Below are 16,517 nucleotides of genomic sequence, written 5' to 3' on the forward strand. Positions count from 1 at the left end.
TTGAGGTAGGCGCTGGTAGTCGCCGACCGGTGGTCGGCGACCGAATGGTTTCTAGGGAGAATCCCCGCTTTGCCGCCGCCAGACGGCTTCGCCGCCCGGCGGACTGCGGCGCGTGGGCCCAGTTCGATTCGCTGCACTTGATAAACGAAGAAGACCCCACCGATGGTGGGGTCTTCTTCGTTTGTGGAGCCTAGGAGAATCGAACTCCTGACCTCCTGCTTGCAAAGCAGGCGCTCTACCAATTGAGCTAAGGCCCCGTGTTGGCTGGTACGCCGGCGCCTCTCCGGCGTACGTGGGGTTGGCCCGGCCGCGCGCGAGCGCCCGGCCCAACCGGCTTCCACCCGAATTAGCGAGGGGGTCGCGCATTCCAGCATTTAGTTGTGAGGGGAGGAATCTCTTGTGGAGATTCCAGTGGGGGTACCAGGACTTGAACCTGGGACCTCTTCATTATCAGTGAAGCGCTCTAACCGCCTGAGCTATACCCCCGGAAAGGCAGATACGAGAGTATCGCACCCGCCCGGTTTCCTCTAATCGGACCGTAGATCTCGATACGATCGCGCGGCAGGCGCGATCACTCGATCTGATCCGGTGCCGAGCTGCGCTCGGCCCACGGATCAGTTGTTCGTGAAGCCCACCAGCAGTCCACCGGTGATACGAACACTGAAGTTGTACAGAAGTGCCGCGATCGCACCGAGCGCAGTGCCAACGACAGTGTTGAGTAGGGCGACGACGATCGCGAACAGGGCGACCTGGCCGAGCGAGAAGTCTGATGCGATGTCGAACTCCGGGTTGCCCAGGATGTCCTTCATGATGTCGTTCAACGAACCGAAGATGCCGGTCGAGTTCAGCACGATCCACAGCAGGATTGTGGCCACGACGAGGATGATGCCGAGGCACACCGCGACGAGGAACGAGAACTTCACTGCCGACCAGAAGTCGATGTACACGAGCTTGAGGCGCACCTGCTTGGTGGCCACCGTGCGCTGCGACTTGCGTTGCAGCTTCTCCGCGACACTACTCATCTACTGATTCGTCCTTCCCAGTGGCTTCGGCTGCCGGGCCAGTTTCGGCACCGTCATCCGCGTCCTGATTGTCCAGATTCCGCTCACTATTGCGAGCAATCGCGATGATTCTGTCTTCGTCGGCGAATCGAGCGAACACGACGCCCATGGTGTCACGGCCCTTGGCCGGAACCTCAGCGACAGACGAGCGTACCACCTTGCCACTGGCAAGAACCACAAGGACCTCGTCCTCCTCGCCCACGATCAGGGCACCGGCGAGGTCACCGCGGTCGTCGTTGAGCTTGGCGACCTTGATGCCGAGACCACCCCGACCCTGTACCCGGTACTGGTCGGCGGCGGTCCGCTTGGCGTAGCCACCCTCGGTCACGACGAACACGTAGCCCTCGTCGCTGACGACGGATGCCGCGAGCAGAGCATCGCCCGCCCTGAAGTCCATCCCCTTCACGCCGCTGGTGCTCCGGCCCATCGGACGCATCGCGGAATCGGTCGCCGTGAACCGGATGGACATACCCTTGCGCGACACGAGCAGCACGTCCTGGTCCTCGTCGACGAGCATCGCCGAGACCAGCTCGTCCTCCTCGCGGAGGTTGATCGCAATGATGCCGCCCGAGCGGTTGGTGTCGTATTCGGCGAGCGCGGTCTTCTTCACCAGGCCACCACGGGTCGCGAGTACGAGGTACTTCGCCGCCTCGTAGTCGCGGATGTCGAGGATCTGCGCGATCTCCTCCCCCGGCTGCAGCGCCAGGAGATTCGCGACGTGCTGGCCCTTCGCGTCTCGGCCAGCCTCCTGCACCTCGTAGGTCTTCGCGCGGTAGACCCGGCCCGTGTTGGTGAAGAACAGCAGCCAGTGGTGCGTCGTCGTCACGAAGAACTGCTCGACCACGTCATCCGCTCGCAGCTGGGCTCCGCGCACACCCTTACCGCCGCGGTGCTGGCTGCGGTAGTTGTCGCTGCGCGTGCGCTTGATGTAGCCACCGCGGGTGACGGTGACAACCATCTCCTCCTCGGGGATGAGGTCCTCGACGCTCATGTCGCCGTCGAACCCGAACAGGATCTCCGTGCGACGGTCATCGCCGAAGCGGTCGACGATCTCCTGCAGCTCCTCCATCACGATGCGACGCTGCTCGGCAGGCGTCTCGATGATGTGGTGGTACGTCGCAATGAGACGCTCGAGCTCGGCGTGCTCGTCGACGATCTTCTGGCGTTCGAGTGCGGCGAGCCGGCGCAGCTGCATCTCGAGGATGGCGCGTGCCTGCAGCTCGTCGATCGTCAGCAGTTCCATCAGTCCGTCGCGGGCCGCCTCTGCGTCGGCGCTGCGGCGGATGAGCGCGATGACCTCGTCGAGCGCGTCGAGCGCCTTGAGATAGGCGACGAGGATGTGCATCCGCTCCTCCGCCTTGCGCAGACGGAACCGGGTACGGCGCACGATGACGTCGAGCTGGTGGTCGATCCAGTGGCCGATGAATCCGTCCAGCGCGAGGGTGCGCGGGATGCCATCGACGATCGCGAGCATGTTGGCACCGAAGTTGTCCTGCAACTGCGTGTGCTTGTAAAGGTTGTTGAGTACAACCTTCGCGACGGCGTCGCGCTTGAGCACGACCACGAGTCGCTGGCCGGTGCGGCCGGAGGTCTCATCACGAATGTCCGCGATGCCACCGACCTTGCCCTCCTTCACGAGCTCGGCGATCTTGAGCGCGAGGTTGTCGGGGTTGACCTGGTACGGCAGCTCGGTGATCACGAGACACGTGCGACCCTGGAGTTCCTCGACGGTCACGACGGCGCGCATCGTGATCGAGCCACGACCCGTGCGGTAGGCGTCCTGGATCCCCTTGACTCCGAGGATCTGCGCGCCGGTCGGGAAGTCCGGGCCCTTGATGCGCTGGATCAGCGCCTCGAGGAGCTCCTCGCGCGAGGCATCCGGGTTCTCGAGCGCCCACAGGGCGCCGGCAGCGACCTCGCGCAGATTGTGCGGAGGGATGTTCGTTGCCATGCCGACCGCGATACCGACCGAGCCGTTCACCAGGAGGTTGGGGAACCTCGAGGGGAGCACGACCGGCTCCTGCGTGCGTCCGTCGTAGTTGTCCTGGAAGTCGACGGTCTCCTCGTCGATGTCCCTGACCATCTCCATGGCGAGGGGGGCCATCTTGGTCTCGGTGTACCGGTGGGCGGCCGCACCGTCGTTGCCCGCTGAACCGAAGTTTCCCTGGCCGAGCGCAAGCGGGTACCGCAGGCTCCACGGTTGGACCAACCGCACGAGCGCGTCGTACACCGACGAGTCACCGTGCGGGTGGAACTGTCCCATGACCTCGCCGATGACGCGAGTGCACTTGGAGAAGCCCTTGTCCGGACGGTATCCACCGTCGTACATCGCGTAGATCACGCGGCGGTGAACGGGCTTGAGTCCGTCCTCGACGCGCGGAAGCGCACGACCCACGATGACACTCATCGCGTAGTCGAGGTAGGAGCGCTGCATCTCCAGCTGGAGATCTACCTGGTCGATCTTGTCGTGCCTGTCGTCGACGGGCGCGTTCTCGAACGTGGGCTCCACGGGAGTTTCTTCGTCAGCCATTTTTTACTTTCGGTTTTCGATCGAACTCGAGATCAGATGTCCAGGAAGCGAACGTCTTTGGCGTTGCGCTGGATGAAGCTCCTGCGCAGGTCCACGTCCTCGCCCATGAGCGTCGAGAAGATCTCGTCGGCTGCGGCCGCGTCATCCAGGGTGACCTGAAGCAGCGTGCGTGTCGCGGGATCCATCGTCGTCTCCCACAGCTCCGAGTAGTCCATCTCGCCCAGACCCTTGTAGCGCTGGATGCCGCTGTCCTTCGGGAGGCGCTTGCCCGCGGCCAGGCCGTCCGCGACGAGCACGTCGCGCTCACGATCGCTGAACACGAACTGGTGCTCGGCGTTCGACCACTTGATTCGGTACAGCGGCGGCTGCGCGAGGTACACATACCCCGCGTCGATCAGAGGACGCATGTAGCGGAAGAGCAGCGTGAGGATGAGCGTCGTGATGTGCTGGCCGTCGACATCGGCATCGGCCATCAGCACGATCTTGTGATACCTGGCCTTCTCCGGGTCGAAGTCCTCGCCGATTCCGGCACCGAACGCCGTGATCATCGCCTGCACCTCGTTGTTGGCGAGTGCCCGGTCGAGCCGCGCCTTCTCCACGTTGAGGATCTTGCCGCGCAGGGGGAGGATCGCCTGGAACTCGGGGTTACGACCGGCCACAGCCGAACCGCCTGCCGAGTCACCCTCGACGAGGAAGATCTCTGAGAGGGATGGGTCGTTGCTCGAGCAGTCGCGCAGCTTGCCGGGCATGCCACCCGATTCGAGCAGTCCCTTGCGGCGGGTGTTCTCCCGCGCCTTGCGCGCGGCGAGACGCGCGGCCGCTGCCTGCATCGCCTTGCGGATCACGTCGCGGGCTTGCGTGGGATTGCGGTCGAACCAGTCGGCGAGCTGCTGGCCCGCGACACGCTGCACGAACGCCTTCGCCTCGGTGTTGCCGAGCTTCGTCTTGGTCTGACCCTCGAACTGCGGCTCGCCGAGCTTCACCGAGATGACCGCGGTGAGACCCTCGCGCACATCGTCACCGGAAAGGTTCTCGTCCTTCTCCTTGATGATGTTCTTCTCGCGCGCGTAGCGGTTGACGAGTGTGGTGAGCGCAGCGCGGAAGCCCTCTTCGTGCGTTCCGCCCTCGTGGGTGTTGATCGTGTTCGCGTAGGTGTGGACGCTCTCGGTGTAGCCGTTGGTCCACTGCATCGCGACCTCGAGCGAGATGTGACGCTCGGTGTCCTCCGACTCGAAGGCGATCACGTCCGGGTGGATGAGGTCGTTCTTCTTGGCCCGGTTGAGGTACTCGACGTAGTCGACAAGACCGCGCTCATACATGTAGCTGACGGATGTCTCCTCCTCACCCCGCTCGTCGGTGAGCGTGATGCGCAGGCCCTTGTTGAGGAACGCCATCTGCTGGAAGCGCGCGCGCAGCGTCTCGAAGTCGAACTCGACGGTCTCGAAGATGTCGGGGTTCGGCCAGAACGTCTGGGTAGTTCCGGTCTCATCCGAGGCCTCGCCCTGGGCGAGCGGAGCGGTGGGAACACCGTTCTCGAAACTCATCCGCCACACGTGGCCCTGGCGACGAACCTCGGTGTCCACCTCGCGCGACAGCGCGTTGACGACCGAGATGCCGACACCGTGCAGACCACCAGACACGGCGTATCCGCCGCCGCCGAACTTTCCACCGGCGTGCAGGATCGTCATGACGACCTCGACGGTCGACTTGTTCTGCTGCTTGTTGATGTCGACCGGGATGCCACGACCATTGTCCGCAACGCGCACTCCACCGTCGCGCCGTAGTGTCACGGAGATGGTGTCGCAGTAGCCGGCGAGCGCTTCATCCACCGAGTTGTCCACAACCTCATACACAAGGTGGTGAAGTCCGCGGGGACCGGTCGAACCGATGTACATACCGGGCCGCTTGCGAACAGCTTCGAGACCCTCGAGGATCTGGATCTGGTCTGCGCCGTAATCGCTATCGACGTGACTGCTGGTGAGGCCGGATTCTGGCAGGTTCTCGGGGGACGGATCTGTCATATCGAAGTGTGGCTCCTGCCGGTTTCTCGCGCATGTCATTCGGGCAGGATGGCTCCCACTGGAGCGAGACCCGACGACGACTCCATTCTACCAAATTCGCGGGAGCAATCGGCCCTAGACGCCCCTCTCGCGAGATTTCTTAGACGGGGTGACCAGATTTGACTACCTATCCATAGGTATCGCGTGGACCGCGGCCTGGAATTGATCTGGGGCCCCGTTTCCAGGAAGGAACACCCGGCCCGTCAAACCTCACCGACTGGATGCCCGCTTCCGGGAACGCGGTGGCGATGGTTGTGGTGATCTGCGAACGCATCAGACGCAGCTGGGTGGCCCAGGCCGTCGAGTCGCACTGAATCGTGAGAACGCCGTCCTCGATCCCGACCGGTCTGGCGTGTTCCGCAGTCTCGGCACCCACGATCTCGGTCCAGGACGACAGGAGGTCGGACTGCGCAAGGGGAGAGGTCCATCCCATCTTGGAGGCGAGCCCGTCCATGACATCGCCGAGACCATGGGGATCACGCCCTTCACCGAACGGGACGGTTGCTCCATCCACACGTTCGCGGCGCTTTCTCGCCGTTGATGATCGCATCGACGGGTCGCCGAAGATCCGGCGGAACCGCAGGTACACCGACACGTGTTCCGGCTCGGGCGCATCCGTCATTCGTCGACCACCTCACCCGCACGGATCCTCACGACGTGTGTGGCCAGTTCCGCCGGCACGTCATCGAAGACGGCAGCGGTGATCAGAACCTGTTCGAAATCCGCGACAGCCGCCCCGAGTCGCGACCGGCGTGATTCGTCGAGCTCGGCGAAGACGTCGTCGAGCACAAGCACCGGGTCGCCCGAGGATGACTCGCGCCGAAGGACAGCGGCCGACGCGAGTTTCAGCGCCAGAGCGAACGACCACGACTCACCGTGGCTCGCGTAGCCGCGCGCCGGCATCCCGTTGAGTCCCAGCACGAGGTCGTCACGATGGGGACCCGCCAGCGTCACGCCTCGGTCGAGTTCAGCGCGCCGAAGGCGCGCGAGCGAATTTCTGAAATCGGTGGTCACCCGATCGACCGACGGAACGTCGTGCACGGTGGCCGTCGCCTCGTTCTCCTCGGAGTCCGGGTTGCTCGAGAGAATGCTCAGCTGGCTCGACAGTGTTGCGGCATGATCGGCACCGGCGATTGCGCCGTATGCGCGCGTCACCTCGGGCGCGAGCTCCGACACAAGCTGCGCCCTGGCGCGGATCAGCTCGGTTCCGAGTCCAACGAGCCGGTCATCCCAGATCTCGAGTGTGCCCAGCTGGCTCTCCTTGACACCGGATGCCCGTGCCGACTTGAGCAACGTGTTGCGCTGGCGCAGCACGCGCTCATAGTCCGCGATCACCCCACTCATGCGCGGTGCCCGCAGGACAAGGAGCTCATCCATGAACCGACGGCGACCCGAAGGCTCGCCCCGCACGAGCGCGAGATCTTCCGGCGCGAAGAGGACACTCGAGAAGTACCGGGGCAGTTCTCGAGTCTTGATGGGGGAGCGGTTCACCTGTGCACGGTTGGGCGACGACCTGTTCAGTTCGACCTCGGCCAACAACTCACGGCCATCATGGGCGAGACGTGCGCGAATGATCGCGGTGTCCTGACCCTGGCGGATCATCGCCTGGTCGCTGGAGACCCGGTGTGAACCGAGGGTGCTCAGGTAGCCGAGCGACTCGACCAGGTTGGTCTTGCCCTGCCCGTTACTGCCGACGAACAGATTCGGACCGGGCACCAACTCGACGTCAAGAGACGTGTAATTACGGAAGTCGGAGAGAGTGAGGTGCGTGACGAACACGCGAATCAGCTCTTGCGAACAGCATGCCCACCGAACTGGTTGCGAAGAGCAGCCACCGCCTTCATCGCGGGCGAATCCTTCTGGCGTGAGACGAACCGGGCGAAGATCGCCGCGCTGATCGTGGGAACCGGAACGGCACGGTCGAGTGCGTCGTGGACGGTCCAACGGCCCTCGCCCGAATCCTCGACGTACCCTGAGATCTCGTGGAAGTCCGGATCCTCCTCGAGCGCCTTCACGAGCAGATCGAGTAGCCACGACCGCACGACGGTGCCACGCTTCCAGGCCTTGAAGGTTCCTGGGACGTTGTGCACGAGATCGTCACGGTTCTCGAGGAGTTCATAGCCCTCTGCCCACGCCTGCATGAGCGCGTACTCGATACCGTTGTGCACCATCTTCACGTAGTGCCCGGCACCGATCTTGCCGGCATGCACGAATCCCTCGTCGCGCGGTCCCTCTGGTCGGAGCGCGTCGAAGATGGGCATCGCGTACTCGATGTCCTTCGCCTCGCCGCCGGCCATGAGTCCGTAACCGTTCTCGAGACCCCAGATTCCGCCCGAGACACCGACATCGATGAACCGGATGCCCTTGCCCGCGAGGAACTCAGAATGGACAGCGTCGTCGGTGAACCGCGAGTTGCCACCGTCGATGACGAGGTCGCCGGGGCTGAGCACCTCGGAGACCTGGTGGATGACGTCATCGGTGATCTTGCCGGATGGCACCATCACCCAGACGACACGGGGCTCGGGAAGCGCGGCCGCGAGCGCGGCGAGATCGGGCACGTCCGTGACATCCGCGTTGGGGTCGAAGCCGGTGACCTCGACGCCGTTCTTGCGCAGACGGGCACGCATGTTGTTGCCCATCTTGCCGAGCCCGATAATTCCGATGTGCATCAGGTATTCCTCGAAGTAGTCGTTAGCGCAGCAGGAGGTTCGGCTGCAGGAGGTACTTGTAGTTGTCGGCACCCGGCTGGTCCTTCGAGGACTGGCTGGTGATGAGAACGGGGCCGGGCTTGTTGGGATTCTCGGTCTTCGTGAACGAGATGCGCACGAACTCGGAGTGCACCGACGCGAGACCATCGAGAAGGAACTGCGGCTTGAGGGAGACGACGGTGTCGGATCCGGTGAGGAACGCGTCGATCGATTCGGATGCCTGGGCTTGCTCGGAACCGATGGCCTCCAGGGTGAGCCCGTCGATCGTGAACGTGAATCGCAGTGCGGCCTCGCGCTCGAGCACGAGGGACACACGACGCACCGACTCGATCAGCTCTGCGGTGTTGAGCACGGCGTAGTTGTCGACGTCGGTGGGGAAGAGGCGCTTGACCGGGGGGAAGTTGCCCTTGATCAGGAGTGAGGTGACGGTCTTGTTGTCCGCCTGGAACGCGATGAGCTCGCGTTCTTCGGAATTGGTGATCGCAACGGAGATGGTGCCGCTGTGTCCGAAGGTCTTGCCGATCTCGGTGAGGGTGCGGGCGGGAACGAGAGCGGTGGCCTGGTCGATGCCCGAGGCGCCGGCATCCCATTCGATCTCGCGGACCGCGACCCGGTACCGGTCGGTGGCCACGAGAGAAAGACTGTTCTCGGAGACCTCGAGCTGGACTCCGGTGATGACGGGAGTCACGTCGTCGCGGGATGCTGCGACCGCGACCTGCGAGATGGCCGCTGCGAAATCCTCTGCCTTGAGGAGTCCTGAGTTCTCGGACACCTCGGGCAGGGTCGGATACTCCTCGACCGGCATGCTCAGGAGGGTGAAGTTCGCCGAGCCGCAGCTGACGACGATCCGACCATCTTCGGTCGAGAACGTCACGGGGGCGCTCGGAAGCCGGCTGGCGATGTCGGCGAGAAGTCGCCCGGAGACCAAGGCAGTGCCAGCCTCATCGACCTGGGCTGCAACTTGCGTTCGCGCAGAGACCTCGTAGTCGAACGACGAGAGTGTGATCCCCTCTGCGGTGGCCTCGATGAGCACACCACTCAGGATGGGGAGCGTCGTTCTCTGGGGGAGAAGCTTGACGGCGAAGGAGACGGCTTCACTGAAGACGTCACGGTTGACCTGGAACTTCACGGAAACACCCCTCACCCGTTCGATGGTCTGGGCGTTAATACTTGCACAGGAGGGTGTCGCTCGGTCCCCAAGGGTTATCCCCTGAAATTTCTCTTCTCTCTAGGGACAACATTCTTAACCGTTGTGGAACTTGTGAGTAACCCGCTCGGGCCCGCGTCAACACTGGAAACTACAACCGTGTGAGATGTTGACGAGCAGTAGGACGTCGTGGGGATAGAACTTAGTTCATCAATGAACGCAATTCGTTTTCCACAGAAACCCGTCCGTCATCAACAGGCCGCTCAGCGTGTCTCCACAGTTATGCACAGGTTGTCCACAGTGTGAAGAAACGGGTAGACAATCGGGTATGGTGCGCGCCCGGTTTAGCCGCGGTTGTTCTGCTTGATCCGGCTCGTCAACTCCGTCACCTGGTTGTAGATGGAGCGGCGCTCCTTCATCAGTTCGGTGATCTTCTTGTTGGCGTACATCACGGTTGTGTGGTCGCGGTTGCCGAACAGCTGACCGATCTTGGGCAACGAGAGATTCGTCATCTCCCGGCAGAGATACATGGCGATCTGTCGTGCCGTTGCCACGGCCTGGGAACGGGATGACCCGTACAGGTCGTCGACCGTGAGTTTGAAGTACTCCGCAGTGTGGTTGATGATGTCGACCGGCGCGATCACGTTGTCCTCGTCAAGCGTGATCAGATCCTTGAGCACAGTCTGAACGAGGGCCATGTCGACCGGCTGGCGGTTGAGACTCGCGAATGCCGTGACGCGGATGAGAGTTCCCTCGAGCTCACGGATGTTCGACGAGACCTTCGAGGCCATGTACTCGAGGATGTCGGGCGAAACCTGGAGCTTCTCGCTCTGCGCCTTCTTGCGGAGGATCGCGATGCGCGTCTCCAAGTCGGGTGCCTGGACGTCTGTGATGAGACCCCACTCGAATCTCGAACGCATCCGATCCTCGAAGCCGGTCAGGTGTTTCGGGGGCAGGTCGCTCGTGATCACGACCTGCTTGTTGTGGTCGTGCAGTGTATTGAAGGTGTGGAAGAAGGCTTCTTGGGTCGAGTCCTTGCCCTGGAGGAACTGGATGTCGTCGATGAGAAGGATGTCGATCTCGCGGTAGCGCGACTGGAATACCGAGGCCCGGTTGTTGGCGATCGAGTTGATGAAGTCGTTGGTGAACTCTTCCGAGCTCACGTAGCGAACGCGGATGCCCGGATAGAGGCTCTCGGCGTAGTGGCCGATCGCGTGGAGGAGGTGGGTCTTGCCGAGCCCGGAGTCGCCGTAGATGAAGAGGGGGTTGTAAGCCTTGGCCGGCGCTTCGGCCACGGCCACTGCTGCAGCATGTGCGAAGCGGTTGGACCCACCGATGACGAAGTTGTCGAAGTTGTACTTGGGGTTGAGACGCGAATCCGAGCGACCGGACTGCCGGGCATCCGACACGATCGTCGGTTCGATGTACGCGGCCTGCTCGGTGAGGTCGGGCGCCTGCTCGAGGGAATCCTGTTGGATGTCGGGATTCACGACGATCGCGAAGTTGATGACCTCCTGGTCGTCACTGAGTCCGGCGATCGCATTCAGGAGAGGAACGCGGATGCGCTGCTCGAGCATTCCGCGGGTGAGTTCGTTGGGCACCTCGAGGTAGAGGGTTCCGCCCATGATGCCCTTGGGCTCGACCAGGTTCACGAATCCCATGAGCTGCGGTGTGATCCGCTCGTCCGAGGAGAGGCGAGCCAGCACGGAGCGCCAGATCTCCTGGGTCGGGTCCGATTCATCCGACATGTCTGCCCTACATCCTCAAGCGTTTATTCACATGGTTATCCACCGCTGTGGGGGGACGGACAACCTATAGTTGGCCTCATCCGCCGGGGCAGATGGCTGGCTTTACCTTAGTTCTCCACAGGCCATGGTTTCCAACCCCAGTCTGTTCACATGTGGATAATCAGTGAACGTTTGACCCGGTCGGCTTAAGCACGTAGCTTTAATCAGTTGACTTCCGGCCCGGAGGGCCACATTCTGCGGATTCCCGCTGCGCTTTGGAGATATCACTATGAGCAAGAGAACGTTCCAGCCGAACAATCGGCGTCGTGCGAAGGTACACGGATTCCGCCTTCGTATGCGCACCCGCGCCGGTCGCGCCATCCTGGCCGCTCGTCGTCGCAAGGGTCGCACCGAACTCTCCGCCTAGTACCGGCTCGTGCTTGCCAAGCCGAACCGGGTGACACAGCCCCACGACTTCAAGGCCATCGTGCGCCGGGGTCGACGGTTCGTCTCGGACACGATGGTTCTCTACGTGGTTCCCACGGAGAGCGATGTGTCGAGGTTCGGCTTCATCGTGACCAAAGCGGTGGGTGGCGCCGTCGTGCGTAACTCCGTTCGGCGCCGTCTTCGTTCGGCATCCCACGATCTGCTCCCCACGCTCGGCGCCGGGAGCGACGTCGTCGTGAGGGCACTTCCAGCTTCTGCCGAGGCTCCGTGGGCTACCCTTCACTCGGAGATCGCTCGTGGTCTCGGCACGATGGCGAGGAGAAGATGAACAGCGCTGTAGCGTTTGCGCTCCTCGTGCCACGGAACATCTGTGTCGCAATACTCACTGCATATAGGGCGGTCATCTCTCCGCTCTACGGTGACGTGTGCCGCTACTACCCCTCGTGTTCTCACTACACGCTCCAGGCGATTCAGCAACACGGCGTTGTCCGTGGCGTCTGGCTCGGAACACGACGGATCGCACGTTGCCACCCCTGGGCGGAAGGCGGCATCGACGATGTCCCTGCTCGCCCACACGATCGCTACCGGGTAACCCGTTCCGGTTTCGTTGTCGCGTCAAGCCACGGAAGGGGCTAACCCGCACATGGACATCCTGAGTTTCTTCGGCACTCTTCTCACGCCGATCAAGTGGGTCATCGAGGCAATCCTCGTGGCATTCCACACACTGTTGACCACGATTGGTCTCGACCCCGCCGCCGGTATCACGTGGATCCTGTCGATCGTCGGTCTTGTTCTCGTCGTGCGCGCTGCGCTCATTCCCATCTTCGTGCGGCAGATCAAGAGCCAGCGGCGGATGCTCGAGGTGGCCCCTCAGCTCAAGAAGATCCAGGACAAGTACAAGGGCAAGAAGGACCAGTTCTCTCGCGAGGCCATGTCGCGCGAGACCATGGAGCTGTACAAGAAGACGGGCACGAACCCACTGAGCTCGTGCCTCCCTCTGTTGCTTCAGATGCCGATCTTCTTCGGTCTGTTCTCAGTGCTCAATGACGCACAGCACGGCAAGTCGGGCGTGGGTCTCTTGAATGCGACGCTCTCGGAGCAGTTTGCCAACGCAGAGATCTTCGGCGCTCCGCTCCGTCTCTCGATCAGTACGGCAGACGGCAACACCACGGTCATCGTCATCGCAGTCATCATGGTGATTCTCATGACCGGGTCGCAGTTCATCACGCAGCTGCAGATCATGTCGAAGAACCAGTCGGCCGAGATGAAGGCCAGCCCCATGTACCGCCAGCAGCGGGTGCTGCTCTACCTACTCCCGCTCGTGTTCGCGTTCTCCGGTTTCACCTTCCCGCTCGGTGTGATGACCTACTGGCTCGTCTCCAACTTCTGGACCATGGGTCAGCAGTTCCTGGTGATCCGCAACATGCCGACCCCTGGCAGTGAGGCGGCCCTCGCTCGTGAGGCCCGTCTTGCGAAGCGGAACCAGCGGAAGGGAATCGTCGAAGAGACTCCCGAGGGTGCCGTCATCGTCGAGGAACCGAAGAAGCCCCAACGCCAGCAGCCGGTCAGCAAGAACCGTGCGAAGAAGCAGAACAAGAAGTGAGTGACGTGACTGAGACACAGATCGCCGGAGACACCACCCCCGAGACGACGGCAGCCGACCTGCCCGTGCATGACGAGCCCACGGTCGACGAGCTCGAGGAGGAAGGCGACATCGCCGCGGACTACATCGAGGAGCTTCTGGACATCGCCGATCTGGATGGCGACATCGAGATCGAGGCACGCGGTGGACGGTCCTACATCTCGGTGACGGCCTCCGAACTCGACAGCCTCCGTGTGCTCGCCAAGCCTGAGACGGTGGGCGCCCTTCAGGAGCTCACCCGCATTGCCGTGCAAGCGAAGACCGGCTCCTTCTCCCGGCTCATCCTCGACATCGGCGGATCGCGCGACGCCCGAGCAGCTGAGCTGGCTGCGCTTGTGGATCGCGCGGTCGAGCGGATCGAGGCAGGCGCTGAGTCTGCGGCACTCCCCCCGATGTCGTCGTACGAGCGAAAGCTTGTTCACGACATCGTTGCCGAGCGGGGATTCGTCTCCGGCTCGCAGGGTGAGGGCCGAGACCGCCACACGGTCATCACGCGCTGAACCTTCTCGGGTGTTTCACGTGAAACATTCGCCGTCTCGACTGGCGATGTTTCACGTGAAACTATTGGTCACCGCGACTGAGGCCCGTGATGGGGATCGCCTCCTGGCGTGCCCACGGGCCCCATACTTGATCCCCGCAGAGAGGACGATGCGACATGTCAACGCTCGAACTGGAACCCGATTACGCAGCTGGACTCTTCGGTGACCGCATCGATGTGGCGCGTCAATTCACGGCGGACCTCGCCAGGCGAGGGGAGGAGCTGGGGCTCATCGGCCCGCTCGAGCTTCCCCGCCTCTGGTCGCGTCACATCGTCAACAGCGTGCTGCCAGCCCCCCTCCTGACCGCGGGTCGCGTCGGCGACATCGGAAGCGGCGCTGGATTGCCTGGGCTGGTGCTCGCGATCGCGAGACCGGACGCCCACCTCATCCTTATCGAGCCGATGGAGCGTCGCACCGATTGGCTTCGATCTGAGGCTGACGCACTTGGCCTCGACAACGTCACGGTCATCCGCGCTCGGGCCGAGGAGGCAAAGCTCGACCAGCCGCTCGACCAGGTCACGGCCAGGGCTGTGACCGCCTTGTCGAAGCTGATTCCGATGACCGTACCGCTCGTCCGATCGGGAGGACAGCTGCTCTTCATGAAGGGCGAGCGCGTCAACGAGGAAGTGTCTGCGGCCGCGAAAGTGATCAAAAAGGCACACCTCAGCGAGGTTTCCGTGCTCGTGCTCGGGGAGGGGATAACCCCCGAGATCACGAGGTTGTTTAGAGCTACAGTGGACTGATCGCAGACCGCTCCATCCGGGCCAGCACGGCCCAGTCACACGTAAGGTTTCACGTGAAACATCCCGACGGCCTCGATGCCGACACCGCCACGTTCGATGAGTCAACTCCTCTCGCGCGCGAGTTGGCCGACCTGACCCGCCGACGCATGGCGATCGCGGCCGACCGGCTTGCACTGCCCGAGAAGCCTCGGATCTTCACTGTCGCGAACCAGAAGGGCGGCGTGGGGAAGACCACGACGACCGTCAACCTCGCAGCCGCATTGGCGCGTGGGGGAGCGCGAGTCCTGGTGATCGATCTCGACCCGCAGGGCAATGCTTCCACCGCGCTCGGCATCGAGCATCGTGCGGAGACCCCCAGCGTCTACGACGTTCTCGTGAATGACGCGCCGGTCGCGGACATCATCCAGAAGAGCCCGGAGTTCGAGGGCCTCTACTGCGTGCCGGCAACGATCCACCTCGCGGGTGCGGAGATCGAGCTGGTGTCGCTCGTGGCGCGCGAACAGCGCTTGCGCACACCATTGGAGGCCTTCCTCTCGGAGTCGGAGGAGCCGTTCCACTACGTCTTCATCGACTGCCCGCCGTCGCTCGGTCTGCTCACCATCAACGCCTTCGTGGCTGCACGCGAAGTTCTCATCCCGATCCAGTGCGAGTACTACGCGCTGGAGGGCTTGAGCCAGCTCCTCAACAACATCCAGCTGATCGAGAAACACCTCAATCCGCGCCTATCGGTCTCCACCATCCTCATGACGATGTACGACTCCCGGACCAACCTCGCCAACCAGGTCGTTCAAGACGTGCGAGAGCACTTCCCTGAGCAGGTTCTCGACACCGTCATCCCCCGATCCGTGCGCATCTCTGAGGCGCCGAGCTACGGGCAGAGCGTGGTCAGTTACGACTCCGGATCGCCCGGATCGCTCTCGTACCTCGAAGCAGCGGCCGAGATCTCACGACGAGGAGCACCCGAATAATGGCAGCACCCAAGCGCACTGGCCTCGGTCGCGGTATCGGAGCGCTCATCCCCACCGCCGATGACAGCGCTCGCCCTGTCGACGTTTTCTTCCCCGAGTCGGATACCGGTCTGGCCGCGGTTCCCGGGCTCAGGCTCGCGAACATCGCGCTTGACGAGATCGTGCCCAATCCCCAGCAGCCCCGGACCGAGTTCCGTGAGGCCGAGCTGGCGGAACTCATCGTCTCGATCCGCGAGTTCGGTGTGTTGCAGCCCATCGTCGTGCGCCCGCTCGCTGATGCCCAGCCCGGTGGTCCCCAGTACGAACTCATCATGGGGGAGCGTCGACTCCGCGCGAGCAAGGAGGTCGGAACAGGAACCATCCCCGCGGTCATCAAGAACACCGCGGACGAGGACATGCTCCGGGATGCCCTCCTCGAGAACATCCACCGCGCCAACCTCAACCCGATCGACGAAGCATCGGCCTACCAGCAGCTTCTCGCCGACTTCGGTGTCACCCAGGACCAGCTGGCCCAGCGCATTGGACGGTCGCGCCCCCAAATCACGAACACCCTCAGGCTGCTGAAGCTGCCGGAAGCGGTACGCAACAGAGTGGCGGCCGGAGTACTGACCGCAGGTCACGCCCGCGCCATCCTCGCGGCAGGCGATGAGTCGGCCATGGAGAAGCTCGCGGACAAGATCGTCAACGAGGAACTCTCGGTGCGGGCAGCGGAAGCGATCGTCTCGACGGCTCCCGCGAAGCCCACGCGCGCGAAGCCCGTCGCTGGCGGTCGACAGGGACAGCTCGACGAGATCGCCGAGAGCCTCGGCGATCGTCTCGACACCAGGGTCAAGGTCACGCTCGGCGCCAACAAGGGTCAGATCGTCATAGAGTTCGCCACCGTCGGCGACCTCAACCGCATCCTCGGCGAGCTGGGGCAGCCCGGCTTCTCCCGCTGACAGCCCG

General features: G+C 63.1%; 16 protein-coding genes and 2 tRNA genes. 8 read left to right on the top strand and 10 right to left on the bottom strand.

All coding sequences use genetic code 11. From position 1 onward, the window contains the following. Positions 1–184 precede the first annotated feature (184 nt). The 10 genes from HDC94_RS02255 to dnaA all read right to left on the bottom strand — a co-directional run bounded on the left by HDC94_RS02255 (position 185) and on the right by dnaA (position 11,254). Positions 185–257 (bottom strand) — tRNA-Ala (locus HDC94_RS02255). A 155-nt stretch (positions 258–412) separates the two neighbouring features. After that, positions 413–486: transfer RNA gene (locus tag HDC94_RS02260), tRNA-Ile, on the bottom strand. Positions 487–614: 128 nt separating this feature from the next. Further along, positions 615–1,022 (bottom strand): DUF3566 domain-containing protein, encoded by a 408-nt coding sequence (locus HDC94_RS02265; protein WP_179494487.1) that lies wholly within the window; start codon positions 1,020–1,022, stop codon positions 615–617. Then, positions 1,015–3,591 (bottom strand): DNA gyrase subunit A, encoded by a 2,577-nt coding sequence (gene gyrA / locus HDC94_RS02270; protein WP_179494489.1) that lies wholly within the window; start codon positions 3,589–3,591, stop codon positions 1,015–1,017. Before gyrA ends, HDC94_RS02265 begins: the two co-directional genes overlap by 8 nt. Before the next feature lie 32 nt (positions 3,592–3,623). Beyond that, positions 3,624–5,612, bottom strand: a complete 1,989-nt coding sequence (gene gyrB / locus HDC94_RS02275; protein ID WP_179494491.1) for a DNA topoisomerase (ATP-hydrolyzing) subunit B — start codon at positions 5,610–5,612, stop codon at positions 3,624–3,626. A 166-nt stretch (positions 5,613–5,778) separates the two neighbouring features. After that, complete coding sequence (locus HDC94_RS02280; protein ID WP_179494493.1) at positions 5,779–6,273, bottom strand: DUF721 domain-containing protein; 495 nt, start codon at positions 6,271–6,273, stop codon at positions 5,779–5,781. Next, entirely contained in the window at positions 6,270–7,430 is a 1,161-nt protein-coding gene (gene recF / locus HDC94_RS02285; RefSeq protein ID WP_179494495.1) for a DNA replication/repair protein RecF, read from the bottom strand. The genes HDC94_RS02280 and recF overlap by 4 nt, the downstream gene beginning before the upstream one ends. Before the next feature lie 5 nt (positions 7,431–7,435). Beyond that, positions 7,436–8,320 (bottom strand): phosphogluconate dehydrogenase (NAD(+)-dependent, decarboxylating), encoded by an 885-nt coding sequence (gene gnd, locus HDC94_RS02290; RefSeq protein WP_179494497.1) that lies wholly within the window; start codon positions 8,318–8,320, stop codon positions 7,436–7,438. A 22-nt stretch (positions 8,321–8,342) separates the two neighbouring features. After that, a complete protein-coding gene (gene dnaN / locus HDC94_RS02295; protein WP_179494499.1) occupies positions 8,343–9,488 on the bottom strand; it encodes a DNA polymerase III subunit beta in 1,146 nt (381 codons plus the stop codon). A gap of 362 nt (positions 9,489–9,850) precedes the next feature. Next, on the bottom strand, positions 9,851–11,254 hold the full coding sequence (gene dnaA, locus HDC94_RS02300; protein ID WP_179494501.1) for a chromosomal replication initiator protein DnaA: 1,404 nt from the start codon (positions 11,252–11,254) through the stop codon (positions 9,851–9,853). Between the two features lie 268 nt (positions 11,255–11,522). Here dnaA and rpmH point away from each other — a divergent pair, with 268 nt between their 5' ends. From rpmH to HDC94_RS02340, 8 genes are all read left to right on the top strand, one after another. Next, entirely contained in the window at positions 11,523–11,660 is a 138-nt protein-coding gene (gene rpmH, locus HDC94_RS02305; RefSeq protein ID WP_022881903.1) for a 50S ribosomal protein L34, read from the top strand. Positions 11,661–11,669: 9 nt separating this feature from the next. After that, a complete protein-coding gene (rnpA, locus tag HDC94_RS02310; protein ID WP_179494503.1) occupies positions 11,670–12,008 on the top strand; it encodes a ribonuclease P protein component in 339 nt (112 codons plus the stop codon). Further along, entirely contained in the window at positions 12,005–12,316 is a 312-nt protein-coding gene (gene yidD, locus HDC94_RS02315; protein WP_179494505.1) for a membrane protein insertion efficiency factor YidD, read from the top strand. Before rnpA ends, yidD begins: the two co-directional genes overlap by 4 nt. Before the next feature lie 16 nt (positions 12,317–12,332). Then, the gene (yidC, locus tag HDC94_RS02320) at positions 12,333–13,283 is read left to right on the top strand and encodes a membrane protein insertase YidC (RefSeq protein WP_374757280.1); all 951 of its coding nucleotides are present in this window, start codon (positions 12,333–12,335) and stop codon (positions 13,281–13,283) included. Next, complete coding sequence (locus HDC94_RS02325) at positions 13,280–13,822, top strand: protein jag (RefSeq protein ID WP_374757259.1); 543 nt, start codon at positions 13,280–13,282, stop codon at positions 13,820–13,822. Before yidC ends, HDC94_RS02325 begins: the two co-directional genes overlap by 4 nt. A 155-nt stretch (positions 13,823–13,977) precedes the next feature. After that, entirely contained in the window at positions 13,978–14,604 is a 627-nt protein-coding gene (gene rsmG / locus HDC94_RS02330) for a 16S rRNA (guanine(527)-N(7))-methyltransferase RsmG (protein WP_179494511.1), read from the top strand. Positions 14,605–14,750: 146 nt separating this feature from the next. Then, entirely contained in the window at positions 14,751–15,572 is an 822-nt protein-coding gene (locus tag HDC94_RS02335; protein WP_179498779.1) for a ParA family protein, read from the top strand. Further along, complete coding sequence (locus HDC94_RS02340; RefSeq protein WP_179494513.1) at positions 15,572–16,510, top strand: ParB/RepB/Spo0J family partition protein; 939 nt, start codon at positions 15,572–15,574, stop codon at positions 16,508–16,510. The genes HDC94_RS02335 and HDC94_RS02340 overlap by 1 nt, the downstream gene beginning before the upstream one ends. Positions 16,511–16,517: the final 7 nt, after the last annotated feature.

It is taken from the genome of Leifsonia sp. AK011 (assembly GCF_013410945.1).
In the GTDB taxonomy this organism is placed as follows: domain Bacteria; phylum Actinomycetota; class Actinomycetes; order Actinomycetales; family Microbacteriaceae; genus Rhodoglobus.